Consider the following 25656-nt stretch of genomic DNA (forward strand, 5'->3'; position numbering starts at 1 on the left):
TCAGGACTTCGCTTTGTAGTTGCGCACAGCCGTCAGGCTGTCGGACAAGGTTGGCATTTCGATGGCCAGGTTGCTGCCCTGCACCTGGCGCAGCAGGGCTTGCGCCGTCTGCGTGCTCTTGGCACGGGTGTCGAAATACTTGGCCAGCGCATCCTGCGCAGCGATCAAGTCGTTACGGAAAGCCGTTTCATTGCGCGACAACAAGGCCATGCGGGCATTGAGCAGGCGCAGCTTGACGTTTTCGCGCAAGAAATACGATTGCGTCGGCGACAGCATCAGCGCTTCCGGCGTATCGACGCGGCGGATACGGATCAACTGGCGCACGTCGGCCCACATGTCGCCGCTCCAGGTATTGAAGCCGTCGCGTACTTTTTGCAGCATCGGTTCCGGCGCAGGCGGACCCACCAGCTTGCCGGCGGCATCGCGCACGGGCTTGGCCTTGCCCGGTTTTTCCGGCGCGGCCGGCAAGGCCGGCGTTTCGTCGGACAGCATCGGAAGCGAATCGATCTGGGCGATCACGGCGTCGAGGCGCAGGGCTACGCCCGTCGAATCGACGCTAGGCAGGGCCTTGAGTTTTTCCATGTCGCGCCCGATGGCGCGGCGGATGGTGATGAATTGCGGTTTGTCCGAGCGCGACAGGCTGCGGTCCGCATTTTGCAGGGCGATCAGCGCGCCGGGCACGTTGCCGGCCAGTTGCAGCTGCTGGCTGGCCGTCGACAGCACTTGCTCGATTTCCGTCAGCGCCCACTCGTCGCGGTTCTTCGACAAGTCGTTATACAGTTGTTCCAGGGCCAGCTGCTGGCTTTGCGTTTCGCTCTGGCGGTTTTCCAGCGCGCCCACCTTGATTTCCAGCTCTTTCGTGCCTTCTTGCACGTTGCGCGCCAGCACGCCCGTTTCGGCATTGCTGACATCGCCCTTTTGCAGGCGCTTGGCCACTTCTTCGCGCAGGTTGCGGATCTGCTTGCTGGTCGACCAGCTTTGCGCAGCCAGCAGCACGGCCAGCACGATGACGGCGATGCTCATGGGCTTTTGCAGCTGTTCCAGCAAGGTCGGCGCGCGGCCAGCAGGTTGGTCGGCCGCCTGCGGCGCCGTCTTCACGGCGCTGCCAGGCGTTGCATTCGGTTCGGAGAGTGTAGGCATTTCGTTCATGGTCGTGATTGTAACGCGGCGAGCACTCCTGCGTCGCCTGATCCTGTCAGGGTGACACGGGCAAAACCCAGGGCCGCCGCCGTTTGTGCAATGCGGGCGTGCGGCACGATCAGATGCTGCTGTTGCATTTTCACAACAGCCGTCTTTTCAACATCCATTTCGCCCAGCAGCGCCAGCAAACCGCGCAGCGCTTCCGAGCTGGTGATGATCCAGTCATTATTATGCTGCAACAGCTTTTCCAGGGTCGCCCGCAAGGCCGGCGTCAGCGTCGGCACCTTGCGGCGGTAGGCGGTGACGAACTCGACTTCGGCGCCGGCCGCGCGCACGCCGTCGGCCAGGTAATCGCGTCCGCCATCGCCGCGCACGATCAGCACGCGCTTGCCGCGCAAGGCCGGCAAGTCCAGCGCCAGCAACAGATGTTCGGAATCGCTGCGCGCCGTGTCCAGCGGACTGGTGATGGTAGCGTTGGCGTCCGTGACGCCATGCGCGGCCAATGCCATCTTGCTGCCCTCGCCCACCACGGCCAGCGGCACACCTGGCGGCCAGGCGGACAAGTGCGCAAAGACGCAATCGATGGCGTTGGGCGAAACGAAGGCCACCAGGTCAAACTCGCGCAGGCGCGCCAGCACGGCTTGCAAGTGCGCGCATTCTTCCTCGCCGTCAAGCGCGTGGATTTCCAGCAGCGGCAGCAGTTGCACGGGCAAGCCCAGCGCCGCGATGTGGGCGGCCAGCGGCCCCGCTTGTTGCGCGGGCCGCGTGATCACCACGGTGTCAGGCATGCGGCGCCAGGCCTTCATGGTTGTCGGGCGTGACGGCGCACGAGGCGAGGATGCCGGCGGCATCTTGCCCGCGCAGCAGTTCGGCCACTTGCTCGCCCAGCAGTTCGGGCGCCGCGGCCGGGCCACTGACGTCGGCGCTGGCCATGCGCGCGCCGTCCGGCGTGGCGACCATGGCGCGCAAACGCATCTGCTCGCCCTCGACCGTGGCGAACGCGGCCAGCGGAATCTGGCAGCTGCCGCCGAAAATCTTCGACACCTTGCGCTCGGCCGTGACGGCTTGCGCCGTGGCCGCGTGGTTCAGCGGCGCCAGCAGGCGCACGAGGTCGGCGCCGTCCGCACGCCCGCTGCGGATTTCGATCGCCATGGCGCCCTGGCCTGCGGCGGGCAGGCTGTCTTCCGGCGCCAGCACGGCGCGGATGCGCGATTCGAGTCCCAGGCGTTTCAGGCCGGCGGCGGCCAGGATGATGGCGGCGTAATCGCCACGGTCCAGCTTGCCCAAACGCGTATCGAGGTTGCCGCGCAGGGGCAGGATCGTCAGGTGCGGATAACGGGCGGCGATCAGCGACTGGCGGCGCAGGCTGCTGGTGCCGACGACGGCGCCATGCGGCAGATCGGCCAGGCTGGCGTAATCGTTCGACACGAACGCGTCGCGCGGGTCTTCGCGCTCGAGGATGGCGGCCAAGGAAAATCCTTCAGGCAACTCCATCGGCACGTCCTTGAGCGAATGCACGGCCAGGTCGGCGCGGCCTTCTTCCATCGCCACTTCCAGCTCCTTGACGAACAGGCCCTTGCCGCCTACCTTGGACAGGGCGCGGTCCAGAATCTGGTCGCCGCGTGTGGTCATGCCGAGAATTTCAACGCTACACTGCGGATACAGGGCGGCCAGGCGCGCACGCACGTGTTCAGCTTGCCACATGGCAAGACGGCTCTCGCGCGTGGCGATCACCAGGCGGGCAGGAATATTCAATTCGTTCGGGGTCAATTCGGATGCTTTCAAAACAAGTTCTTTCGCTGTGGCTGTCGTTGTCATTATCGTTGCCAATTCGCCCGTCCGATATCAATTTGTATCGGAATGGTGGCCGGCGTCGCTATAATCGTTATCCCTTGGCCTAGAAGGCCAAGTCAGGCTAGCGTCCATGTTGAAGACCACAAATTTTATCATGCGCCCCCTCCCCTCTGCGGCCAAACGCCCGGTGCGATCCACATTCCCTTGCTTTTACACTTACTTTGGTTCTTTATTATGCTCAATGACGCAGTAGCACCAGAAATAGTTCCAGCGGCCGGCTCCGACAAGGATGCGCCGCTGAAAGAAGACATCCGCCTGCTGGGCCGCCTGCTGGGCGACGTGCTGCGGGAACAGGAAGGCGACGCCGTCTTCAATGTGGTGGAAACCATACGCCAGACGTCCGTGCGCTTCCGCCGCGAAGCGGACGCGGACGCGGCCCTGGAACTGGACGCCATGCTCAAGGAACTGAGCCGCGAACAGACGATTTCCGTCGTGCGCGCCTTTTCCTACTTTTCGCACCTGGCCAACATCGCGGAAGACCAGCACCACATCCGCCGCCGCCGCGCCCACCTGCTGGCAGGTTCCCCTGCGCAAAAGGGCAGCGTCAGCTTCGCGCTGAAAAAACTGCGCATGGCCGGCGTGCCGCGCAAGACCGTCGACACCTTCTTCCAGGACGCCCTGATCGCGCCCGTGCTGACGGCCCACCCGACGGAAGTGCAGCGCAAGAGCATCCTCGATGCCGAGCACGACATCGCCCGTCTGCTGGCCGAGCGCGACCTGCCGCAGACGCCGAAAGAGCGGCAAGCCAACATGCAGCTGCTGCGCTCGCGCGTGGCCACCCTGTGGCAGACGCGCATGCTGCGCTATTCGAAGCTGACGGTGGCCGACGAGATCGAAAACGCCCTGTCCTACTACCGCATCACCTTCCTGCGCGAACTGCCGGGCCTGTATGACGACATCGAGGAAGACATCGCCGCCGAGTATCCGAACGGCGACGGCACCATCGAGCCGATCAACGCCGCCTACGTGCAGATGGGCAGCTGGATCGGCGGCGACCGCGACGGCAACCCGAACGTCAACGCGGGCACCATGCAGCACGCGCTGGCGCGCCACGCCACCACCATCCTCGACTTTTACCTCGACGAAGTGCACGCGCTGGGCGCGGAATTGTCCGTCTCGACCCTGATGGTGGGCGTCAGCGCCGAACTGCAGGCGCTGGCCGACCAGTCGCCGGACGCCTCGCCGCACCGCAGCGACGAGCCGTACCGCCGCGCCCTGATCGGCATCTATGCGCGCCTGGCCGCCACGGCCCGCGCCCTGGGCGCCACCAACATCCTGCGCAAGGAAGTGGGCGCGGCCGCGGCCTATCCTGACGCGGCCGCCTTTGTCGCCGACCTGCGCACCATCGTCGCCTCGCTCGAATCGCACCACGGCGCGGCCCTCGTGCGCCCCCGCCTGGCCACCCTGGCGCGCGCGGCAGACATCTTCGGCTTTCACCTGGCATCGCTCGACATGCGCCAGACCTCGGACGTGCACGAGCGCGTGCTGGCCGACCTGTTCGCGAAAAGCGGCGTGGCCGCCGATTACACGGCCCTGTCCGAGGAAGACAAGCAGGCGCTGCTGCTGAACGAACTTGCCCAGCCGCGTTTGCTGTATTCGCCCTACATCGCCTACGCCACGGAAACGGATTCCGAGCTGGCGATTTTGCGCGCGGCGCGCGACATCCGCCAGCGCTATGGCGCGCGGGCCATTCGCAACTACATCATTTCGCACACGGAAACCGTGTCCGACCTGCTGGAAGTATTGCTGCTGCAAAAGGAAACGGGCTTGCTGCGCACCGACTGGAAAACCGGAGGCGACGGCGACAGCACGTGCGAACTGATGGTCATCCCCCTGTTCGAGACGATCCCTGACCTGCAGCGCGCGGCCGGCATCATGAGCCAGGTCATGGCCTTGCCACTGGTCAAACAGCTGATCGCCAAGCAGGGGCAGTTGCAGGAGGTCATGCTCGGCTATTCCGACTCGAACAAGGATGGCGGTTTCCTTACGTCGAACTGGGAACTGTACAAGGCGGAACTGGCGCTCGTGTCCGATTTCCGCAAGGCCGGCGTCAAGCTGCGCCTGTTCCACGGCCGCGGCGGCACGGTGGGCCGTGGCGGCGGACCCAGCTACGAAGCCATCCTGGCCCAGCCGCCGGGCACCGTCAACGGCCAGATCCGTTTGACGGAACAGGGCGAGATCATCGCGTCGAAGTTTTCCAACGCGGAAATCGGCCGGCGCAACCTGGAATTGCTGGTCGCCGCCACCCTGGAAGCGAGCCTGGCGCCGCAGGAAGCCAATCCGGCCCGCAACAGCCAGCTGGCACAGTTCGAAGCCGTGATGGCGGAACTGTCGGACCTCGCCTATCACGCCTACCGCCACCTCGTGTATGAAACGCCGGGCTTTACGGAGTATTTCTTCTCGGCCACGCCGATTGCGGAAATCGCCGAACTGAACCTCGGTTCCCGTCCCGCCTCGCGCAAGGCCAACCAGCGCATCGAAGACTTGCGCGCCATTCCCTGGGGCTTTTCCTGGGGCCAGTGCCGCTTGCTGCTGCCGGGCTGGTTCGGCTTCGGCAGCGCCATCGAGGCCTGGATCAACCAGGCCGACGGCGCCGCGAAGGACGACAAGATCGCCACCCTGCGCGCCATGCATGCCGAATGGCCATTCTTTGCCACCCTGCTGTCGAACATGGACATGGTGCTGGCCAAGACGGACCTGGCGATTGCCTCGCGCTATGCGGAACTGGTGGCGGACCAGGACTTGCGCGAACGCATCTACAAGCGCATCACGGACGAGCATGGCAACACCTTGCGCTGCCTGGAGCTGATCACCGGCAATACCGAACGCCTGGCGGGCAATCCGCTGCTGGCCCGCTCGATCCAGAACCGCTTCGCCTATCTCGACCCGCTGAACCATTTGCAGGTGGAATTGATCAAGCGCAACCGCGCGCTGTCCAGTGCCAGTAAAGTGGATGAACGGGTGCACCGCGGTATCCAGCTGTCGATCAACGGCGTCGCGGCAGGCCTGCGCAACACGGGCTGATCACGTCAAACTGCCATCGGCAGGCAGGGGCCGGCACCGCAAGGGCCGGCCTTTTGCTTTCCCAATGGAAAAATATTCTCAAGAAAACAACATTTGGTATTACACTGGCGGCTGACACTCCCCCTCTCCGGCGCCAGGCGCACGGCAGCGGCCAACCATGACGCCAGGAACGCGGATGAGCAAATGGTCGATTGAAACGCTGAGTGCGGCATGTGCCGCCCTCATCCTGATCATGCTGGGCTGGCTGGCGGGCGCGGCCTGGCAGGAGCTCGACTTCTGGGAACATGTCTGGCTGTCGCTGCTGCTGGCGACGTCCGCCAGCACAGCCATGTGGCTGATGCGCAAGCTGCGCGCCCACGTGGCCAACACGCGACTGCAGCTCGACGCCAGCGTCATGCGCTACCGCGACCTGAGCGAGACGGCGCAGGACGGCATGTGGCAAACGGACGCGCAAGGCACGATATTGCATATCAACCAGCGCCTGTGCGACATGCTGGGTATCCCGGCGGAAAAGCTGCTGGGCCACAAGATGAGCGAATTTCACGACGAAGCGACCTTGCTGCGCCTGTGCCCGCTGATGCGCGAGCAGGAGCGCAGCTGCATGGGCGAGCTGCAATACCGGCACGGCGACGGCTCGGAACGCTGGGCCATGATCAGCGGCCGCTGCCTGTACGACCAGCTGGGTACCCTGACGGGCGCGCTCGTGCTGGCCAGCGACATCACGGAACAAAAGCGGGCCGAACACGCATTGAGCGTGGCCCATGCGGAGCTTGAAAACCGCGTGGCCCTGCGCACGGCCCAGCTGCTCGACGTGAATATCCAGCTGTCCGCGGAAATCGCCATGCGCGCGCAAACGGAAGCAGCCCTGGCGCGCAGTGAAGAGCGGCTGCAGGACATCATTTCCATGATGCCCCTGTCGCTGTTCCTCAAGGATGCCGATTCGCGCATCGTGCTGATGAACCAGGCCTGCGAACAGCAATGGGGCGTGCGCCAGCAGGACATCGCCGAGGGACGCGACCTGCAGCATTTCCCAAAGGAACAGAACATGGGCTTCCACGCGGCGGACCAGGAAGCGTTTGCCAGCCGCAAGGTGGTGATCCGCGAAGAATTGGTATGGAACGCGCAGTTGCAGGAAAACCGCCTGGTGCAGACGCACAAGAAACCCGTGTTTGACGCCGACGGCCGGCCGCAGATGATCATCGCCATGGCCATCGACATCACCGACAGCAAGCGCAACGAGGAAAACCTGGAGCGCACCCTGGCCCAGCTGCGCGAACTGACCGACCACCAGCAAACCATCAAGGAAGAGGAGCGGCGGCGCATCGCGCTCGACATTCATGACGACCTGGGCCAGAACCTGATGGTGCTGCGCATCGATGTGTCGCTGCTGCACGCGCGCACGGCCAAGGCCCACCTGCGCCTGCACCGCCACGCGCAGCGCGTGCTCGACACCATCGATGCCACCATCCGCTCGGTGCGCACCATCATCAATGACTTGCATCCCAGTACCCTCGAGCTAGGACTGGGCCCCGCGGCAGAATGGCTGATCCGCCAGATGGAGGGCCGCGGCGCCATCCGCTACCGGCTCTCGCTCGACAGCGAGGCGCCCGACCTGGGCCTGGACCAGCGCCAGACGTCGGCCATCTTCCGCGTGCTGCAGGAATCGCTGTCGAACATCGTGCGCCACGCCCAGGCCAGCGAAGTGGAAGTGGCGCTGGCGCAGGATACGGACGCCATCGTGCTGCGCATCAGCGACAACGGTATCGGCATGCAGCCGGGCGACCACGGCAAGCGGGCCGCGTTCGGCCTGAAAAGCATACGCGAACGTGTCCACGCGCTGGGCGGCGAACTGCGCATCGACAGCCAGGCCGGCCAGGGCACGGTGCTGGCCATCCACTTGCCGCAACCCAGGAAAGGCGCGCCGGCCGAGAATGACGAAATACAAATATTAGTAAAAAAAGTAGCAAATTAAGTATCAATTTTGAACATAAAAAAGTATATTAAGTTTTTTCTTTGAGGAAACTATCATGCTGCCACGGTTCTCCCGCTTCCCCGCTCCACTGCTCGGCCTGTGCCTGCTGGCCGCCGTCTCCACCGCCAGCGCCACCATCTATGCCGAACGGGGCTTTGGTGAAAGAGATGGCAACGGCAGCATCGCGTCCGACCTGAACCCGGCCGGCCTGGTGGCCGGCATCATCATGGAAGAGGAAGGACGGCGCCGCGCCGTGACCTACCAGAATGGCCGTATCCGCGAGCTGGGCACCCTGGGCGGCGATGAAGGTTTTACCAAGGCCATCAATACCCACGGCGTGGTGGTCGGTTCGGCGCAGACGGCCAGCGGCGCCTGGCACGCCTTCCGCTACGACGCGGCGGGCGGCATGCGCGACCTGGGCACCCTGGGCGGCACCAGCAGCTATGCCACGGCCATCGCGCGCGGCGGCCAGGTGGCCGGCTATGCCGATACGAGCGGCGGCGATTTCCACGCCTTTGTGACGCAAGCCGACCACAGCCTGCAAGACCTGGGCACCCTGGGCGGCGCCAGCAGCTATGCCAGCGGCCTGAACAGCCATGGCGTGGTGGTGGGCACGGCCCAGCGCGGCGACGGCTACCGCCGCGCCTTCGTCTACCGCCCCGGCACGGGCATGCAGGAAATCGGCACCCTGCCCGGCGGACGCATCAGCTCAGCCACCGCCATCAATGACGCGGGCTTGATCGTGGGCGCCTCGGAAACGGAAAAGCGCCGCTGGCACGCGTTTGCCTGGGACGGCAAGCGCATGCTCGACCTGGGCGCCATGATCGGCCAGGGCGACAGCTACGCCACGGCGGTCAACGCTGCCGGACACGTCGTCGGCAGCGTCAACATCAACGGCTATGAACCGATGACCTTTGTCTACAAGGAAGGCGTGATGACGGTGCGCCGCCGCGACGACGGCCTGTACCTGACCAACAAGATCACGGACGCCGGGCTGGTGGTGGGCGCCGTCTACACGGGGCATAAATTCCAGGCCTTCGCCGTGCCGTCGCAAGCGTCGCCGGCACCCCCGCGCCGCAACCCGCTCGACTGGTTCTTCATGACCGTTATCGTCGCCGCCTGCGGCGCGGCGCTGTACCGCGCGCGGCGCCACTTCCGCACCGGTCTGCAAGGCCAGCGCACGTATTTCATGTAAGCCAACGCTGGGGATGGACGAAAAAAAAGAGGCTTGCGCCTCTTTTTTTGTGACCACTTAGTTTTGCGTCAAGAACGTTTTCAGCTTGTCCGAACGCGAAGGCTGGCGCAGCTTGCTCATGGCTTTCGCTTCGATTTGGCGGATACGCTCGCGCGTCACGTCGAACTGCTTGCCCACTTCTTCCAAGGTGTGGTCGTTCGACATTTCCACGCCGTAACGCATGCGCAGCACTTTCGCTTCGCGCGGCGTCAGGGAATCGAGCACTTCCTTGATCACGTTGCGCATCGATGCGTGCAGCGCGGCATCCAGCGGCGCCAGGGTCGTGTTGTCTTCGATGAAGTCGCCCAGTTGCGAATCGCCATCTTCGCCCATCGGCGTTTCCATGGAAATCGGCTCTTTCGCGATCTTCATGATTTCGCGCACCTTGTTTTCCGGCATTTCCATCTTGACGGCCAGGGTCGCCAGGTCCGGCTCGCTGCCCGTTTCCTGCATGATCTGGCGCGAGATGCGGTTCATCTTGTTGATCGTTTCGATCATGTGCACCGGCACGCGGATGGTGCGGGCCATGTCGGCGATCGAACGCGTGATGGCCTGGCGGATCCACCAGGTGGCGTAGGTCGAGAACTTGTAGCCGCGGCGGTATTCGAATTTGTCGACGGCCTTCAGCAAGCCGATGTTGCCTTCCTGGATCAGATCGAGGAATTGCAAGCCGCGGTTGATGTATTTCTTGGCGATCGAAATGACCAGACGCAAGTTGGCGACCGTCATTTCGCGTTTCGCGTGACGGGCACGCTTTTCGCCGGCAGCCATCTGCTTGTTGATCTTGCGCAAGTCAGCCAGCGGCAGGGCCACGCGGGCTTGCAGGTCGATCATCTTCTTTTGCAGTTCCTTGACGGCAGGCACGTTGCGGCTGAGGATGGCGCTGTACGGATACTTGCAATCAACTTCGCGGTCGACCCATTCCAGGTCGCATTCATTGCCCGGGAACACCTTGATGAAGTGGGCGCGCGGCATGCCGCATTTGTTCACGCACAGTTCCAGCACGGCGCGCTCGATGTGGCGCACTTCTTCCATCTGGCCGCGCAGGGTGTCGCACAGCTTTTCCACGACCTTGGCCGTGAAGCGGATGCCCAGCAATTCCTGCGAAATGGCTTCCTGCGCCTTGATGTAGGCTTTCGAGTTGTAACCCTCTGGCGCCTTGCGCATCTTGTCGTACTGCGTCGAAATGACGTTGAATTTCTCCAACGCATTCTTTTTCAGCTGGGCCAATTGCTCGCTGGAGAAACCGGCCGCGCCGCCATTGGCGTCGCCGTCCTCTTCTTCGGCTTCTTCTTCCTCTTCCTCGTCGTCACCGCTGGCGGCGGCAGGCGCGGCGACAGCGGCTGGCGCCGGGGCATTGCTTTCGTTCAAATCGACGAAGCCGTCGACCACTTCATCGACCTTGATTTCGTCGCGCGCGATTTTTTGCGACAGCGCAACGATTTCGCCGATCGTGGTCGGGCAAGCGGAAATGGCCTGGATCATGTCTTTCAGGCCGCCTTCGATGCGCTTGGCGATCTCGATCTCGCCTTCGCGCGTCAGCAGCGCCACGGCGCCCATTTCACGCATGTACATTCGCACGGGGTCCGTGGTGCGGCCGAAGTCGGAGTCGACGGTCGACAAGGCGGTCGCGGCGGCCGCTTCCACTTCATCGTCGCTGGTGACGGTGGCGACGTTGTCAGTCAACAACAGGCTTTCCGCGTCAGGGGCGCGCTCGTAGACGGCGATACCCATGTCGTTGAAGGTGGCGATGATGCCTTCGATCGCTTCCGGATCGATGATGTTTTCCGGCAATTGGTCATTGATCTCGGCATAGGTGAGGAAACCGCGTTCCTTGCCCATGTTGATCAAGCCCGTGATCTGCTTGCGGCGGCGTTCCAGGTCCGCTGCCGATGCTTCCGGATCGCCCAGTGCATCGGCCAGGCCGCCCTTGGCCTTGCGGTCGCGCGCTTTCGACACAGCCTTCAGTTCGGCGCGTTCGACGGCGTTCAGTGCTGCCACTTCATCGTTTTCCGGCGTGAATTCGCTTGGCTTGCGGCCACGGCGGCCCGGTACCTTGACGGTTGGCAGGAAGTAATTCGACGTGTCGATGGCGGCCAGGGCATCGGCGTCCGTGGTCTTGCTGACCACTTGCGCGCCGGTGATGATGGTCACGGGCGCCGCTTCAGGCTTGGCGCGCACGACTTTCGAACGGGCCGCCGTCACCACCTTATTCGTGGCGGCGCTTTCGCTGACCTTGCGCGGCGCGGCCGGAGCCTTGGCGCCAGGGGCGATCTTCACGCTTGGCGTCTTGGCCGGCGCGGCTTCAGCGGCCTCGGTCACGTCGGCAACGGCCTCGGCGGCCGGCGCGCTGACGGCCGCTTCCGCAGCCGCATCGGCTGGTGGCACGGCGGCCAGGCGCGAGCGGCTTTTCTTCACCACGGTGACGACGGTGGGCGCCGTCGTGACGGTGGCTTCCGGATTCGCTTGCGCATTATCGATGAAGTAAGATAAAGTCGTTTTGGGTACGGCAAGTGGTGCCGCGGCTGGGCGTGGCGCCTTGGCGGACAACGTTAAAGTTTTTGGCGTATTCTTCATGAGATATCTCTTAATGCGAGACCAGATGGTGTCGGCGCGAAGTGAATGATTCCACCTAAGCCTGCGAAACCGGACTCGATGGAGCGTATTGTTGCGGCTGCCGTGTTAACGGCAGCGGCGCCTGTCTATCGGGACGTTCAAAGCCCGCGCATCCGTCATGCGGAGCGGCGGGGCCGAAGCCGGGTCAGATAAATAAGCGATGTACATTGCGGAATGAAAAAAAGCCCGTACCAGAACGGGCTTGAATCTATTGTTGTTCAGTGAAGACACAGCGGAGAGCAAGATTATGCACGAAGGCCAGTTATCTGGATAATTGATAAGAGGAATATCCGATATCAAAAATACTAATAATTGGGGTCTTGTACCGCACTGCTCCTATCCCCTGCACACCTGAGCCAGACCGTCAAAAACGGGGTCCAGTCATCAGCGCAAGCCGACATTATACACATTTCCCGTATTTCGCGCTGCGTCCGCTGTAGTGCGAAGCCGCTTATCGCAGGTCAAGTTGCCAAAAAAGACAATGCACTTGCCTGTGGCGCGTGCTATGCTCCCCTTTTATAGCCCAACCAATGATGTCGATGACCAGCTCCACGCCAGACCAGCAAGCCCCAACTCCTGACACGCCAGTCGATGCAGCCCCAGCGGCGGCACCGGCCGCAGCGACCACGCCGGCGCCTGCCGGCCTGACCGCGCGCGCGCTGCTGAAGCAGTTCCAGGAGCAATTCCCGCCATTCCGCGATTGCCTGCCCTTGTCGATCGGTATCGACAAGCAGATCCTGGCGCGCCTGCCGGACCTGGACCGCAAGCTGATGCGCACGGCGCTGGGCATCCACACGGGTTCGCTGCGCTACCTGCGCGTGATGGAAAAAGCCAAGGTACGCTACGACCTCGACGGCACAGCCGGCGCGGAAGTGACGCAAACCCACCGCGACCATGCCACGCAAGTATTGCAGCAGCGCTTCAAGAAGGAAGCCGAGCGCAAGAAAGCCGAGCGCGACGCGGCCGCCGCCGAAGAAGCGAACCGCTTGCGCCTGGAAAAACTGAATCAGCTGACCGCGAAATTCTCGCGCAAAGGCTGATCCGGTTTCATGGACACAGCTGCCGCACCGCCACTGCCCCCGTATCAAGGCATCGCCCTCGAGCACGTCAAGCTGGTACGCACCAGCGACGATGCAAAAGCGGCCATGGCCGCCCTGCTGGCAGCGGACGCCATCGGCTTCGATACGGAATCGAAGCCGACGTTCGTCAAGGGCGAGTCTTCCACGGGACCGCATTTGATCCAGCTGGCCACCGACGACATCGCCTACCTGTTCCAGGTGGGCAGCACGCCGGCGCCGGCCCTGGCCGAACTCAAAGCCATCCTCGAATCGACCACCACCCTGAAGGTGGGCTTCGGCCTGTCCGACGACGTCAAGCGCCTGCGCAACAAGCTGGGCATCGCGCCGGCCCAGGTCCTCGACCTGTCCGTCGCCCTGCGCGGCGGCCAGCGCAACGACCTGGGCGCGAAGACGGCCGTGGCCAAGTTCTTCGGCCTGCACCTGCAGAAATCGAAAAAGATCTCGACCACCAACTGGGCCACCTCGCGCCTGACGGAAAAGCAGATACTGTACGCGGCCGACGATGCCCAAGTGGCCCTGCGCGTGTACCGCCGCTGGATCGCCGAAGGCGGCAAAGTCACGCCGCAAAAAGCCCCGCGCGCCAGCACGCCGCCTGCCCCGCCGCCCGCACCCGCCTGAAACCGGCGCCCTCCCGCAACATGAGCAAGAGCAAGTCCATCGGCACCACGCTTGACGCAATCGCCGCCGCCGAACAGGCGCTGGGGCGAGCGCTGCCCGCGTCCTATGTGCAATGGTTATTGGAGAACAATGGCCGCGCGCTGGGCGCCTTGAACGTATTTCCCGTGTACGACGCGGCCAATGCGCGCAAGACGTGGGAATCAATCGAGCGCCACTACAACACGGGCTGGCAGGAATGGCTGGAAAACGTAGATGGCGGCAACGATGCCGCCAGCCTGCTGCCCTTCGCCCAGTTCGGTACGGGCGATTACTATTGTTTTGACTATGCGCACGCGGGGCCATCGGGCGAGCCGGTGGTCGTGCTGTGGTCGCATGAAACAGGCGTCACCAGCGCGGTGACGCCCGACTTTGCTTCATTCCTCATACTACCCGGCCGCCCGGGCTGAAACCCGGCGACCGGCGCAGCCTTATTTGACGAGGCGCAAAGTCAGCGGATAGCGGTAAGTGATGCCATTGCTGGCCTTGACGGCCGCCACGATCGAGCACACCAGGTTGGCCAGCGCCACGATCCAGAACAGGAACAGGCCGATCAGCACGAACGACAGAATGAAGCAGACGAAATACCAGATGATCAGGGTGATCTGGAAATTGAGCGCTTCGCGGGCGTTCTCGGCCGAGAATTTATCCGCGTCATCTTTCTTGATCAAGTAAATGATCAGCGGCGCCACCCAGCTGGTGAACAGGCCGCCAACGTGGGACAGGATGGCGATCGTCGTATCTTGCGTACGACCCACTTCCGGCTGCGTGTTATCCATTATCATTCCCATCATTAGTTATAGATACTTCAATATAACAGCAATATTTCTTTTTGGAATGAAACATGTGCTACCGCAAGGGACTTTTTTTCATGTACCGCTTGTTGCCGCCTGCGCCAGCCGCCCCAGCGTGGCAATCGCCTCTTCCAGTTGCAGACTCCACGGGTGGCCGTAATTGAGGCGGATGCAGTGGCGAAACGCGCGCGTGGCGGAAAAGATGGGGCCGGGTGCGATGCTGATGCCGGCCGCCAGCGCGCTGCGGTGCAAGGCCAGCGCATCGATACCGGCAGGCATCTCCACCCAGACGAAATAACCGCCCTGCGGCCGCGTTACCCGCGTGCCGGGCGGAAAATGCACGGCGATGGCTTGCAGCATGGTGTTTTGCTGCGCCGCCAGGGTCAGCCGCAGCTGGCGCAAATGGCGGTCGTAGCCGCCCTGCGCCAGGTAATCGGCCAGCGCCATCTGCAGCGGTATCGGTGCCGACAGGCTGGTCGTCAGCTTCAGGCGCTCGACCTGGCGCGCATAACGGCCCGCCACGGCCCAGCCCAGGCGAAAGCCGGGCGCCAGGGTCTTGGAAAACGAGCTGCAATGCATCACCAAGCCCGCGCTGTCGTGGCTTTTCGTCAGGCCGGGGCGCTGCTTGCCAAAGTACAGCTCGCCATACACGTCATCCTCGATCAGCGGCACGCCATGGCGCGCCAGCAGTTCGACCAGCGCGCGCTTCTTTTCCGGCGGCATCAGGCTCCCCAGCGGATTCTGGAAACTCGTCATCAGCCAGCACGCCTTGGGCTGGTGGCGCTGCAGCAACTCTTCCAGCGCGGCCAGGTCGACGCCGTCGCGCGGGCTGGTGGCAATTTCCACGGCCTTGAGTTCCAGCCGCTGCAGCGCCTGCAGACACGCATAGAAGCTGGGCGACTCGATCAGCACCGTGTCGCCGGGCCGCGTGACGGCTTGCAGGCACAGGTTCAGCGCTTCCAGCGCGCCATTCGTGATGACGATGTCCTCGCTGGAAACGGGCACGCCGTCGAGCTGGTAGCGCAAGGCGATCTGGCGGCGCAGCTCGGCATTGCCCAAGGATAAATCCGTGACGGTGCTCCACGGGTCGAGGCGGCGCATGCTGGCCGACACGGCCCGCGCCAGCCGTTCCATGGGGAACAGAAGCGGGCTGGGAAACGCCGAGCCGAACGGCACGATATCGCGCGCGCCCACGGCGCCCAGCACTTCGAACACGAGGTCGCTGACGTCGACCGTGGTACTGGCGGCCAGCGGATGCGAACTGTCCGGCTCGGGCGCCAGCGCGGCGCGCTGCGGCGCCACGTAGTAGCCGGAGCGGGGACGCGAGACGATCATGCCGCGCGCCTCGAGCAAGTAATACGCCTGGAACACCGTCGACGGGCTCACGCCCCTGCGCGCATGCTGCTGGCGCACGGACGGTAATTTATCGCCTGGCAGCAACAGCTGCGTGCTGATCATGGCGCCGACTTCTTCCGCCAACTCTTCATATCGTTTCAACCCTGCTCCTCAAACTGATCCGTGGTTTTATGGCACAACTGATCCTGTCACAGTGACAGCACCCGGTATATGCTAGGGTAACAACATCCGGGCAGCAACACCGGCACGCGACACAGACCGACGAGACAGGTGATTTCCCCATGCGACTTTCCATGCTACTGCATTCCCCCCTCGTGCTGATGCTGGCCATAGCCGCGCCCGCTGCCATCGCCGCCAGCCACGACAGCCTGGAGCAGCGCATCAAGGCGTGCACGGCCTGTCATGCGCAACAGGAAAAGCACGATGCCTTCTTTCCCCGCATCGCCGGCAAGCCTGCCGGCTACCTGTACAACCAGCTGCTGAACTTTCGCGAGGGCCGGCGCCAGTATCCGATGATGAACTATATGGTCGAGCACTTGCCTGACGATTACCTGCGCGAAATCGCCGAGTATTTTGCGGCACAGCACCCTACCCCGCCGCCGGCCCAGCCCAGCGGCGCCGGCACGACGGCCCTGGCGCGCGGACAGCAACTGGTGCTGCGCGGTGACGCCGACAAAAAGATACCCGCCTGTATCGCCTGCCACGGCCAGCAACTGGCCGGCGTGGCGCCCGCCATCCCCGGCTTGCTGGGCTTGCCGCGCGACTATATCAATGCCCAGCTGGGCGCCTGGAAGAACGGCATCCGCCGCGCCCACGCTCCCGACTGCATGGCGCAAGTGGCGCAGCGCCTGTCGGACGCGGACGTGGGCGCCGTCTCGGCCTGGCTGGGCACGCAGGTGGCCAGCGCCGACGCGCGGCCCGCCAGCAGCATCGCCCTGCCCTTGCCGCTGCATTGCGGCGGCGTACCCGGCTCCAGCGCGCAGGTGGCGCCATGAAAAAATGGATGATCGCGGCCGGCTTGCTGCTGATTGCCGGCGGCAGCGCTAAATTCATTCTGTGGCCGGCGGACGACCTGGGACCGCCCGCCGTGGCCAGCACCCTGAGCCAGGAACAGCTGGTCGCGCGCGGCGCCTACCTGGCCAAGGCGGGCGACTGCATGGCCTGCCACACGACGCGCGGCGGCGTGCCGTATGCGGGTGGCCGGGCCCTGCAGACGCCGTTCGGCAAGGTGCTCTCGCCCAACATCACGGCCGACAAGGAAACGGGCATCGGCAGCTGGACGGCCGACGATTTCTGGCGCGCCATCCACAACGGCAAGTCGAAGGATGGCAGGCTGCTGTATCCGGCCTTTCCCTACACCAGCTACACCAAGGTGCAGCGTGAAGACAGCGACGCCCTGTACGCGTATTTCCAGAGCGTGCCGCCGCACAAGCAGGCGAATGCGCCGCACGCGCTGCGCTTCCCCTACAACCAGCAGATCGCGCTGGCCGCCTGGCGCGCCCTGTATTTCAAGCCCGGCGTGTACCAGCCGCTCACAAACAAAAGCATGGAATGGAACCGCGGCGCCTATCTGGTCCAGGGCCTGGGCCACTGCAGCGCCTGCCATAGCAGCCGCACGACCCTGGGCGGCAGCGACGACGGCCTGTCGGGCGGCCTGATCCCCGTGCTGGGCTGGTACGCGCCCTCGCTGACGTCGGATGCGGAAGCGGGCCTTGGCGACTGGGACACGGCGCATATCGTGGAATTGCTGCAAACGGGCGTCTCGCCGCGCGCCACCGTCTTCGGCCCCATGGCGGAAGTCGTGCGGCAAAGCTTGCAGCACATGAGCACGGCCGACGTGCAGGCGATGGCCGTCTACCTGAAGAGCCTGCCCGGCCCCGCGCAGCCCGCACAACGGGCGCCGCGCGATACGTCGGAGCAAGCGAGGCAGCAACTGGCGCTGGGCGCGAAACTGTATGAGGCGCAATGCGCGAGCTGCCACCAGGCCGATGGCAAGGGCGTGCCGCCCGGCTATCCGCCGCTGGCCGGCAACCGCGCGCTGACGACGCAGTCGGCCGTCAACGCCATCCGCCTCGTGCTCAACGGCGGCTTCGCGCCCGGCACCCGCGGCAACCCGCGCCCCTACGGCATGCCGCCGTTCGGCCCCGTCATGGATGACGCGGAAGTGGCGGCCGTGGTCACGTATCTGCGCGCGTCGTGGGGCAATGATGCGCCGGCCGTGTCGGCGCTGGAAGTCAATAAATACCGCAGCGTGCCGCTGGAATAGGAGACATGAAAAAGCCGGCTTGCGCCGGCTTTTTCATGAACCACAGCAATCCTCAGCGGAACTTGCTCTTGTGCCCCGTCTTCAAATCCAGCGCATAGCGCACGCCATTGTCCGTCAGCATGACTTCATCGGGAGGCTCTTCGCCGGCCAGGGCGCCGTCGATCAAAGGCAAGCCTTCGCCCTTGCGCATCAGGTCGTCGCAGCGCTCGTACACGTTGACGCAGCCGGTGGAGGCCATCAGCGATTGCACGATGGCCACTTTCCACGCGTCGACGCCGCCGGCGTTGAATTCGCAGATCAGATAGCCTTGCACGCCGCCGAACAGCTGCACCACCAGGCCGGGCAAGCCCTCGTCCTCGCCCTTGATCAGCGTCAGCAACTGGTTTTCACCGGCCTTCTTGATGGCTGGCAGTTTCTTCTCGATGGCGGCCTTGACCCGGCGTTTGATCAGCGCGTGGTCGACGGGTTCGTCTTCCTTGAAGCTCCAGATGCGCGCGCGGATCTGCGACTTCGAATTGTAGGCGGCACGGGCGATAAATTGCTTAGCGGAGCTTTGCACGATGGCCGTCGAGCCAGGCTTCATTTTTTCCTGCGGCTTGCCTTCGACTTTTTCAATTGCGGACGCGTAAATCCACGATTGGCCCAGCAAGCTCTTTTCCTTGCCCTGTTTGATGGTGATGATCAGCATGTAATTCCAGTAGTGTGAGCGGCGCGTGCCGGTCGTCGTATGTCCCACCGACATGATACCTCATGCCATCCTGTCGCAGCCTCCTGCATTCCATGCCGCCGCTGGCGCAGTCTGTCGCAGGGCGGTACGCAGGCGCGGCCGGCTGACATACCATGCAAGTATACCAATTCAAAACAGGGAGCAAGAATGACACAGCCACTTTTCCACCCGCGCCACCGCCGCCACGCCAGCGCCGCGACCGCCCTGCTGCTGGCCGCCTGCGCGCTGGCCATCCCGGCCGCGCCGGCGCTGGCGTCGCCGCTCGACTGGATTTCCGGCAACAGCATCCAGGGCAGCGGCAAGCTGCAAAAGCAGGCGCGCGACGTGGGCAGTTTCCATGCCGTGGCGCTGAACGTGCCGGGCACGGTCGAACTGCGCATCGGCAACACGGACAGCGTCACCATCGAAGCGGACGACAATATCCTGCCGCTGATCGACACGGCCGTGGAAAACGGCACCCTGCGCATCCGCCCCGCCAAGCGCAACGCCAATTTCCGCCAGAGCAGCCTGACCATCGTCATCCAGGCACGCCAGGTGGAACGCGTCAGCGTGGGTGGCTCGGGCAACATCACGGCGACGGGCTTGCGCGCCGAGAACCTGCGCTTCGACGTGGGCGGTTCCGGCTCCATCCATGCGCGCGACCTCGACAGCCGCCAAGTCTCCATTGCCATCGGCGGCAGCGGCAGCTTCAAGGCCAGCGGCAAGACGGAGCAGCTGACGGCGTCGATCGGCGGCTCGGGCAATATCCAGGCCGGCAAGCTGGCGGCGCGCGAGGTGCAGGTAAGCATCGGCGGCTCGGGCGAAGCGCAAGTGTGGGCCAAGGACGACTTGACCATCAGCATCGGCGGTTCGGGCGAAGTAAGCTACTACGGCGACCCGCGCATCAGCCGCAGCATGCAGCGTTCGAACAGCATCCGCAGCCTGGGCGCGGCACCGAATTGATCAATCACAAGGAAAAAAAGCCCGGATCGTTCCGGGCTTTTTGCGTTTCCAACAGTCAAATCAGCGGGCCGGCTTGACCGGTTCGCGGTCGATCAGGACCGTGTTGACGCTGTCCGTCAGCCAGATCTGGCCATCCTGGATCGTGCATTGCAGCTGCATGCTGCGCTGCGCCAGCTTGCTCATGTCTTGCGCCGCCTCGGATGGCAGGTTGATCACGGTCAGGTTCTTCGCCCGTTCCAGTTTATTCGCGATCTGCTTCCACCAGATGTGGCTGGTTGCGCCATAGCTGTAGACGATGACCTGCTCCGAACGGCCGCACGCCTTGAGGATGCGCTTTTCGTCGGGCTGGCCCACTTCGATCCACAGCTGGATGGCGCCCGTCAGGTCTTTCTGCCACAGGTCCGGCTCTTCCGTGTCGAACAGGCCCTTGGTGAAAGTCAGCGCCTCGTCGGCGTGGATGGCGAACGCCAGCAGGCGCACCATCATGCGCTCGTCCGTCTCGGACGGGTGGCGCGCCAGGGTCAGCGCGTGATCCTGGTAGTAATTGCGGTCCATGTCGGCGATCTGCAGATCGGCTTTGAAAATTGTTGCTTTGAGGGCCATCGTGTTTCTGTCTCGGTAAAGTGAATAGTGAAGTCGGTATCAGCGGAAAACCACCGTCTTGTCGCCATTTTTCAAAATGCGGTGCTCGACGAACCATTTCACGGCGCGCGCCAGCACCACGCACTCGACGTCGCGGCCGATGGCCGTCAGGGTTTCCGCATCCATCGCATGGTCGACGCGCTCGACGTCCTGCTCGATGATCGGGCCTTCGTCCAGGTCGCCCGTGACGAAATGGGCCGTCGCGCCGATCAGCTTGACGCCGCGGTGATGCGCCTGCGCATACGGCTTGGCGCCCTTGAAGCTGGGCAGGAAGGAATGGTGGATATTGATGGCGCGGCCGTCGAGCGCCTGGCACAGGCCGGGCGACAGGATTTGCATGTAGCGCGCCAGCACCACCAGGTCGATCTTGTGCGTGTCCATCAGGTCGATGATCTTCGCTTCCTGCGCCAGCTTGGCCGCTTCCGGCGCGCCGGCCGCCAGCGGCAAGTGGTGGAAGGGAATATTGTAGCTGGCCGCCAGCTGGTAGAACTCCATGTGGTTCGACACGATGGCGGGAATTTCCACGTTCAGCAAGCCGCTCTTGTAGCGGAACAGCAAGTCGTTCAGGCAATGGCCGATCTTCGACACCATCAGCATGACGCGCGGCTTGACGCGCGCATCGTGCAACTGGCCGTGGAAGGGGCCATTCAACTGCATGGCTTGCGACAGGTCGGCGAAGTCGCTGCGCAACTGGGCGTCGCTGACGGCGCCGTCTTCCAGCGCGAAATGCACGCGCATGAAGAACAGCTGGGATTCCTGGTCGCCGAACTGGGCGGAATCGAGGATGTTGCAGCCGCGTTCGGCCAGGAAGCCGGAGACGCGGTGCACGATGCCGCGCTGGTCCAGGCAGGACAGGGTCAGGATGTATTCGGGATGCGTCATGGTCGCGGAATCAGGTAAAAAGTAAGGCGATGCTCGGCTCAGCCACGCGCGCCGGCCATCGGCTGCGCTGCCGCGAGCCGGCTATTGTCGCACGGCCGGGCCTGTAAACATGCATTTTCCACACAAGCGGCATGGCTGCCCAGTGCGCCGACCTGATTGGCATTCATTTGATCCAGCACAAAGTCATCACGTTTTTCCACCTGCCAGACCCCATTCTCGCGCCAAACCGGCATCTGCCATGGAACCTGGCGCGCCATTGGGCGTCTATCCCTTTGCTTGTTTCACCATACGCCGCATCCGGTGCACCGGGTGTTTTCTGGATCCGCTTTTCATTGAGGTAGAACATGTTCCCAAACAGTATGTCCCCCAGTCTCAGCCCCGCCCTGAAGTCCCATCTCGAGGCCCAGTGCAACTTCGCCACGGAACTATCGCGCAAGATGTTCGATACGGTGCAGCAATTAAGCGAGCTGCATCTACGGCTGGCGCAAGACTTGCTGCAGGAGTGGAGCAGCGCCAGCCAGCAACTGCTGTGCGCGCGCGACACGGGCGAGCTCATGTCGCTGGCCGCCGGCCAGTTGCAACCAAGCGGCAACACACTGCGCCAGTACCAGCAGCAACTCGGCAATCTCGTCGCCAACGCCAATGTCGAAATGAACCGCACGGCAGAGAACCACCTGCCCGAAGCGAGCCGCACGGCCGTGGCCTTCGCTGACGAAGTGGTGCGCAAGACGGCCGAAGAAACGGAAAAAGCCACGCAGCGCCAGCGTGAAATGATCGAAAAAATGCACGCCACGGGCCACCGCGACGGCGCGGGCAGCAACCGCGATACCAGCAGGCAATCCGATCAGGCGCATTGAGCGCCTGTATCGACCACTTGATCCCCACTCGACAGCAAGGAGAGCGACATGGCTAGCAATCAAGGTAATGAACAGGGCAAAGGCACTGGCAGCAGCCAGAAAGCCAGCGAATCGGGCAGCGCCAAAGGCACGAGCAAGCGCGGTTTCGCCGCCATGAATGAAGAGCAGCAGCGCGAAATTGCCAGCAAGGGCGGCCAGGCAGCCCATCAAAAGGGCACGGCGCATGAATTCGACTCGGAAGAAGCACGCCGTGCCGGACAGAAAGGAGGCGAAGCCGTCAGCCGCAACCGCGAACACATGGCGGAAATCGGCCGCAAGGGCGGCGAAAGCCGGCAATCGGCCCAGCGCGCCAATGAAAACCGCGGCAGCACGACGGCGCGCAGCAGCACTGGCCGGCAGGGCGGCAAGGACGAAGACGACAAGGGCTGACCGGGGCTGGCGGGACCGGCCGGGCTGAGCGAGTTGGCCCGGCCGCGCGCGGCTTGACGCAGGAAGGCACGGGGCGGCCCTGGCGGCCCCGTGCAAGGCCTGGCGCAGCGCGGGGGGCGGCGGTATGGTACATTCTCGCCTTACCGACACCTCCGCGCCCCGTCCCGCCCTTCCCCGCATGCAGCCATCCCTGAAATACCTGAGCGCCTATTCCGAACAAACGCAAGCGCAAGTACAGCAACTGATCGCACAGGACAAGCTGGGCGACGTCCTGTTGAAACGCTATCCGAACGCACACGATGTGCGCAACGACAAGGCTTTATACCAGTATGTGCAGGATTTGAAGAATGAATTCCTGCGCAATGCCGAGCCCATCAACAAAGTGGCGTTCGACAGCAAGATCCATGTGATCCAGCATGCGCTGGGCTTGCATACCTCGATCTCGCGCGTGCAAGGCGGCAAGCTCAAGGCCAAGCATGAAATCCGCGTGGCCACCATGTTCAAGGAAGTGCCGCTGGAATTCCTGCGCATGATCGCCGTGCACGAACTGGCGCACGTCAAGGAAAAGCAGCACGACAAGGCCTTCTACAAGCTGTGCACGTATATGGAACCGCAGTACCACCAGTACGAATTCGACGTGCGCCTGTACCTGACCCAGCTCGACCTGTCAGGCCAGCGCCTGTGGCCGTAACGTCCTGTTCGTAACGTCCTGGTCATGCAGGCAGGGTTATGAAGTCAGGGGAAATCAGGTCATGAAGTCCACGTAACAATGCCGCCCGGCATCCACCGGGCGGCATTGTTCGTGTGCGCTGGCTTGTCAGCATCGCCGCCCCGTAAAACGGGCGGCTTTTTTACATGCGCGCCGGCATGGCCGGCACCATGTTCAGGCTCAGGCGGCGTTCTTGCGGCGAAGCATGAAGCCCAGCAGGCCCAAACCGCCCAGCAGCATGCCGTAGGTGGCCGGTTCCGGCACGGCGCTGACAGTGGCGGCGATATTGTCGACCTGGAAGGTGTGCAAGGCGCCCTCCTTCCACGTTGCCGACAGCAGATTGCTGAAACCCGTAAACGTGTAATCGGCAAAGGTGTGGCCGCCACCGAGGGTGAAGGTCTGGCTCACCGTGCCGCCGCCTACCTGGTGGCCGACGAACGTCACGTCAAAGGAACCGGGCAAGCTCACGAAGTCGGCCAGGCTGATCGAGCTCAGCGAGAAAGCGGCGCCATCGGCACGGCTCAGGGTGGTCGTCGACAGCGGTGTCGCACCGAGACCGGCCGAGCCGGCATAGGCGAAGCTATCCTGGTGTGCCGAGCTCAGCAACCCGAGGAAGCTGCTGTCGAAGTTGTAGCCGCCTTCGGAGTAGGAATTGAACACGGAACCGAAGTAGCCCGGTTGTTCCAGCGAATCGAAGCCGATCGTGGTGGTTTGTGCCTGGGCGCCGCCAGCGGCAGCCAGAATGGCGGCGACGGCGGCCGCTCGCATGAAGGTCATAGGTTTCAAAATAGCATCCTTTCGAGATGATGAAGTAGCGTGGTTGGGGCAACTTGAAACGGGTCGGCACCTTTTTTAGGGAGTCTGTACAACGCTCGTCGGTGTCCGACATTCCTAACTTTTGAACCATGACAGTAGACCACACCAATGCTTAAAAAGCATCTTCATTTTCAAAAAAACATGCTATCACGGCAATTTTATGGCCATATTTTTATTAATTAAGTCAACCAGCCCGATCAATTTTCCTGTGTGGAAATAAAAAAGCCATGCAGTGCGCACTGCATGGCTTTTCAAGCGACAGGAAACAGCTGACTGGCGGCGCGGCGACCATCCAGCCAGACATGGAACTACGGCGCGCACTCCTTCAGGCGCTGCACCAGCGCCGCAGGATCGGCGTCGGCATTCAGGAAGGCCGCGTGCGGCGGGCGGATGAAGCCCTGTTCCTTGCCGTTTTGCACGAAAGCAATCAAGCCGTCATAAAAACGGTCGACATTGAGCAAGCCGATGGGCTTGGCGTGCAAGCCCAGCTGGGCCCACGTGAGCATCTCGAACAGCTCTTCCAGAGTGCCATAGCCGCCGGGCATGGCGATGAAGGCGTCGGACAGGCTGGCCATCATCGCCTTGCGCTCATGCATGTCCTTCACGATGAACTGGCGCGTCAAGCCCATGTGGCCCACTTCGCGCTCGACCAGCTGGGTAGGGATAACGCCCGTCACCTCGCCGCCCAGGCGCAGCACTTCATCGGCGATCACGCCCATCAGGCCCACCTTACCGCCGCCATACACGAGCGAAATATTTTCCGCCACCAGCACGCGCGCCAGTTCGCGCGCCGCCACGGCATAGTCCGGCGAGACGCCCGCATTGGCGCCACAGTACACACATAAAGCCTTGATCACAGTAATCCCTACCCTTTCAATTCGTCGATCGCCGCCTCGACCTCGAGGCGTTCCTTGGCGTCCAGTGCCACGCACTCGGCCGCCTTTGCATACAGTGCCAGCGCTTCCGCCAGCTTTTTCTTTCCATCGAGCATGTTCAAGGCGCGCGCATATTCGCTGTGCGCCAGTGCCGAATACGGCGTCAGGGCCAGCGCCGTCTTGAAGTGCTGGTAGCCGTCTTCCTTGTTGGCGCCGTAGGTCAGGCCGCCTATCATGGTGCCGACCTTGTCGATAATTTCCGTATGATAAATCCCAAATGCGATATGCGCTTCCGCATGCATGGGCGCTATCGTCATCGTGCGGTCCAGGCTGTTGCGCACGCGCGCGCCCATGCCCTGCGCCAGGGCCTTGACGACGGACGTGCCCAGCGCATAGCGGCCCAGGCTGTAGGCATGCCAGTAGTAGCCGGCCGGATTGTCCGGCTGCTCGCTCTGCTGGCGCTCGCAGCGCTCGGCCACTTCCTCGTACATGTCGAGTTTCTGGCTATCATCCACTTCCAGGTGCGTGGCATAGATGCAGGTCGCCTTGTGCGCCACCGCATAGCCGGGCACGCCGACGGCCAGGCCCAGCTTCACGGCGCGCTCGAAGTCGCCCGCATGGAAGGCCAGCCAGGCTTGCACCAGCGCAGGGTGCGTGGGAAACGGTTCCACATCGCCCGCATGCAAGCGCGCCCAGGCCGCTTCCAGGGTTTGCGGCGTGTAACTATATGCTTCGTCCGGATTGGGGAATTGTTTCCAAGCCATCTCTCTCTCCTGTAATTGACGACG

General features: G+C 63.3%; 25 protein-coding genes. 12 read left to right on the plus strand and 13 right to left on the minus strand.

Annotated features, from left to right (window positions below; all coding sequences use genetic code 11):
* From ASN89_RS11675 to hemC, 3 genes are read right to left on the minus strand one after another with little or no spacing between them, the layout of a single operon-like run.
* Complete coding sequence (locus tag ASN89_RS11675) at positions 1-1149, minus strand: uroporphyrinogen-III C-methyltransferase (protein ID WP_058049383.1); 1149 nt, start codon at positions 1147-1149, stop codon at positions 1-3.
* On the minus strand, positions 1146-1928 hold the full coding sequence (locus tag ASN89_RS11680) for a uroporphyrinogen-III synthase (RefSeq protein WP_058049432.1): 783 nt from the start codon (positions 1926-1928) through the stop codon (positions 1146-1148). The genes ASN89_RS11675 and ASN89_RS11680 overlap by 4 nt, the downstream gene beginning before the upstream one ends.
* Positions 1921-2925 carry a hydroxymethylbilane synthase gene (gene hemC / locus ASN89_RS11685; RefSeq protein WP_082654532.1) on the minus strand — a complete coding sequence of 335 codons (1005 nt, stop codon included), beginning with the start codon at positions 2923-2925 and terminating at the stop codon, positions 1921-1923. The genes ASN89_RS11680 and hemC overlap by 8 nt, the downstream gene beginning before the upstream one ends.
* 243 nt (positions 2926-3168) lie before the next feature.
* Between hemC and ppc the strand changes: the two genes are divergently transcribed.
* The 3 genes from ppc to ASN89_RS11700 all read left to right on the plus strand — a co-directional run bounded on the left by ppc (position 3169) and on the right by ASN89_RS11700 (position 9185).
* The gene (gene ppc, locus ASN89_RS11690; RefSeq protein ID WP_058049384.1) at positions 3169-6018 is read left to right on the plus strand and encodes a phosphoenolpyruvate carboxylase; all 2850 of its coding nucleotides are present in this window, start codon (positions 3169-3171) and stop codon (positions 6016-6018) included.
* A 175-nt stretch (positions 6019-6193) separates the two neighbouring features.
* Complete coding sequence (locus ASN89_RS11695; protein WP_058049385.1) at positions 6194-7990, plus strand: PAS domain S-box protein; 1797 nt, start codon at positions 6194-6196, stop codon at positions 7988-7990.
* A gap of 55 nt (positions 7991-8045) precedes the next feature.
* Positions 8046-9185, plus strand: a complete 1140-nt coding sequence (locus ASN89_RS11700) for a hypothetical protein (protein WP_058049386.1) — start codon at positions 8046-8048, stop codon at positions 9183-9185.
* Between the two features lie 57 nt (positions 9186-9242).
* Here the strand turns inward: ASN89_RS11700 and rpoD are convergent, their stop codons facing one another.
* Positions 9243-11801 (minus strand): RNA polymerase sigma factor RpoD, encoded by a 2559-nt coding sequence (rpoD, locus tag ASN89_RS11705; protein ID WP_058049387.1) that lies wholly within the window; start codon positions 11799-11801, stop codon positions 9243-9245.
* Positions 11802-12370: 569 nt separating this feature from the next.
* Between rpoD and ASN89_RS11710 the strand changes: the two genes are divergently transcribed.
* From ASN89_RS11710 to ASN89_RS11720, 3 genes are read left to right on the plus strand one after another with little or no spacing between them, the layout of a single operon-like run.
* Positions 12371-12880, plus strand: coding sequence for a ProQ/FINO family protein (locus ASN89_RS11710; RefSeq protein ID WP_058049388.1), 510 nt, complete (start codon positions 12371-12373; stop codon positions 12878-12880).
* A 9-nt stretch (positions 12881-12889) separates the two neighbouring features.
* Positions 12890-13537, plus strand: a complete 648-nt coding sequence (locus tag ASN89_RS11715) for a 3'-5' exonuclease (protein WP_058049389.1) — start codon at positions 12890-12892, stop codon at positions 13535-13537.
* A gap of 20 nt (positions 13538-13557) precedes the next feature.
* The gene (locus ASN89_RS11720) at positions 13558-13983 is read left to right on the plus strand and encodes an SMI1/KNR4 family protein (protein WP_058049390.1); all 426 of its coding nucleotides are present in this window, start codon (positions 13558-13560) and stop codon (positions 13981-13983) included.
* 21 nt (positions 13984-14004) lie between these two features.
* On the opposite strand, the gene ASN89_RS11725 is transcribed toward ASN89_RS11720, so the two are convergent.
* On the minus strand, positions 14005-14352 hold the full coding sequence (locus tag ASN89_RS11725; RefSeq protein WP_046682483.1) for a DUF4870 domain-containing protein: 348 nt from the start codon (positions 14350-14352) through the stop codon (positions 14005-14007).
* 90 nt (positions 14353-14442) lie between these two features.
* Positions 14443-15864, minus strand: a complete 1422-nt coding sequence (locus ASN89_RS11730; protein WP_046682482.1) for a PLP-dependent aminotransferase family protein — start codon at positions 15862-15864, stop codon at positions 14443-14445.
* A 152-nt stretch (positions 15865-16016) separates the two neighbouring features.
* On the opposite strand from ASN89_RS11730, the gene ASN89_RS11735 reads away from it, so the two are divergent.
* Positions 16017-16718 carry a c-type cytochrome gene (locus ASN89_RS11735; protein ID WP_235501953.1) on the plus strand — a complete coding sequence of 234 codons (702 nt, stop codon included), beginning with the start codon at positions 16017-16019 and terminating at the stop codon, positions 16716-16718.
* Positions 16715-17989 (plus strand): c-type cytochrome, encoded by a 1275-nt coding sequence (locus ASN89_RS11740; protein ID WP_058049392.1) that lies wholly within the window; start codon positions 16715-16717, stop codon positions 17987-17989. Before ASN89_RS11735 ends, ASN89_RS11740 begins: the two co-directional genes overlap by 4 nt.
* A 52-nt stretch (positions 17990-18041) precedes the next feature.
* On the opposite strand, the gene ASN89_RS11745 is transcribed toward ASN89_RS11740, so the two are convergent.
* Positions 18042-18677 carry an SAM-dependent methyltransferase gene (locus ASN89_RS11745; protein WP_046682538.1) on the minus strand — a complete coding sequence of 212 codons (636 nt, stop codon included), beginning with the start codon at positions 18675-18677 and terminating at the stop codon, positions 18042-18044.
* 186 nt (positions 18678-18863) lie between these two features.
* Between ASN89_RS11745 and ASN89_RS11750 the strand changes: the two genes are divergently transcribed.
* Positions 18864-19658 carry a head GIN domain-containing protein gene (locus ASN89_RS11750; protein ID WP_058049393.1) on the plus strand — a complete coding sequence of 265 codons (795 nt, stop codon included), beginning with the start codon at positions 18864-18866 and terminating at the stop codon, positions 19656-19658.
* A 60-nt stretch (positions 19659-19718) separates the two neighbouring features.
* On the opposite strand, the gene ASN89_RS11755 is transcribed toward ASN89_RS11750, so the two are convergent.
* From ASN89_RS11755 to ASN89_RS11765, 3 genes are read right to left on the minus strand one after another with little or no spacing between them, the layout of a single operon-like run.
* Complete coding sequence (locus ASN89_RS11755) at positions 19719-20261, minus strand: YaeQ family protein (protein ID WP_034786185.1); 543 nt, start codon at positions 20259-20261, stop codon at positions 19719-19721.
* Positions 20262-20300: 39 nt separating this feature from the next.
* The gene (gene purU, locus ASN89_RS11760) at positions 20301-21182 is read right to left on the minus strand and encodes a formyltetrahydrofolate deformylase (protein WP_034786194.1); all 882 of its coding nucleotides are present in this window, start codon (positions 21180-21182) and stop codon (positions 20301-20303) included.
* Positions 21183-21220: 38 nt separating this feature from the next.
* Positions 21221-21439, minus strand: coding sequence for a hypothetical protein (locus ASN89_RS11765; protein ID WP_058049394.1), 219 nt, complete (start codon positions 21437-21439; stop codon positions 21221-21223).
* Between the two features lie 102 nt (positions 21440-21541).
* On the opposite strand from ASN89_RS11765, the gene ASN89_RS11770 reads away from it, so the two are divergent.
* The 3 genes from ASN89_RS11770 to ASN89_RS11780 all read left to right on the plus strand — a co-directional run bounded on the left by ASN89_RS11770 (position 21542) and on the right by ASN89_RS11780 (position 23159).
* Positions 21542-22039, plus strand: coding sequence for a phasin family protein (locus tag ASN89_RS11770; protein WP_235432830.1), 498 nt, complete (start codon positions 21542-21544; stop codon positions 22037-22039).
* Between the two features lie 48 nt (positions 22040-22087).
* Complete coding sequence (locus ASN89_RS11775) at positions 22088-22468, plus strand: KGG domain-containing protein (protein ID WP_058049395.1); 381 nt, start codon at positions 22088-22090, stop codon at positions 22466-22468.
* A 178-nt stretch (positions 22469-22646) separates the two neighbouring features.
* Complete coding sequence (locus ASN89_RS11780; RefSeq protein WP_058049396.1) at positions 22647-23159, plus strand: YgjP-like metallopeptidase domain-containing protein; 513 nt, start codon at positions 22647-22649, stop codon at positions 23157-23159.
* Between the two features lie 198 nt (positions 23160-23357).
* Here ASN89_RS11780 and ASN89_RS29485 read toward each other — a convergent pair whose 3' ends face one another.
* The 3 genes from ASN89_RS29485 to ASN89_RS11795 form a co-directional block, all read right to left on the minus strand.
* On the minus strand, positions 23358-23954 hold the full coding sequence (locus ASN89_RS29485) for a PEP-CTERM sorting domain-containing protein (protein ID WP_052755526.1): 597 nt from the start codon (positions 23952-23954) through the stop codon (positions 23358-23360).
* Positions 23955-24301: 347 nt separating this feature from the next.
* Entirely contained in the window at positions 24302-24847 is a 546-nt protein-coding gene (locus ASN89_RS11790; RefSeq protein WP_058049434.1) for a TIGR00730 family Rossman fold protein, read from the minus strand.
* A gap of 11 nt (positions 24848-24858) precedes the next feature.
* Positions 24859-25632 carry a hypothetical protein gene (locus ASN89_RS11795; RefSeq protein ID WP_058049397.1) on the minus strand — a complete coding sequence of 258 codons (774 nt, stop codon included), beginning with the start codon at positions 25630-25632 and terminating at the stop codon, positions 24859-24861.
* Positions 25633-25656: the final 24 nt, after the last annotated feature.

The sequence above is a fragment of the Janthinobacterium sp. Ant5-2-1 genome (assembly GCF_001445815.1).
Lineage (GTDB): Bacteria > Pseudomonadota > Gammaproteobacteria > Burkholderiales > Burkholderiaceae_D > Janthinobacterium > Janthinobacterium lividum_E.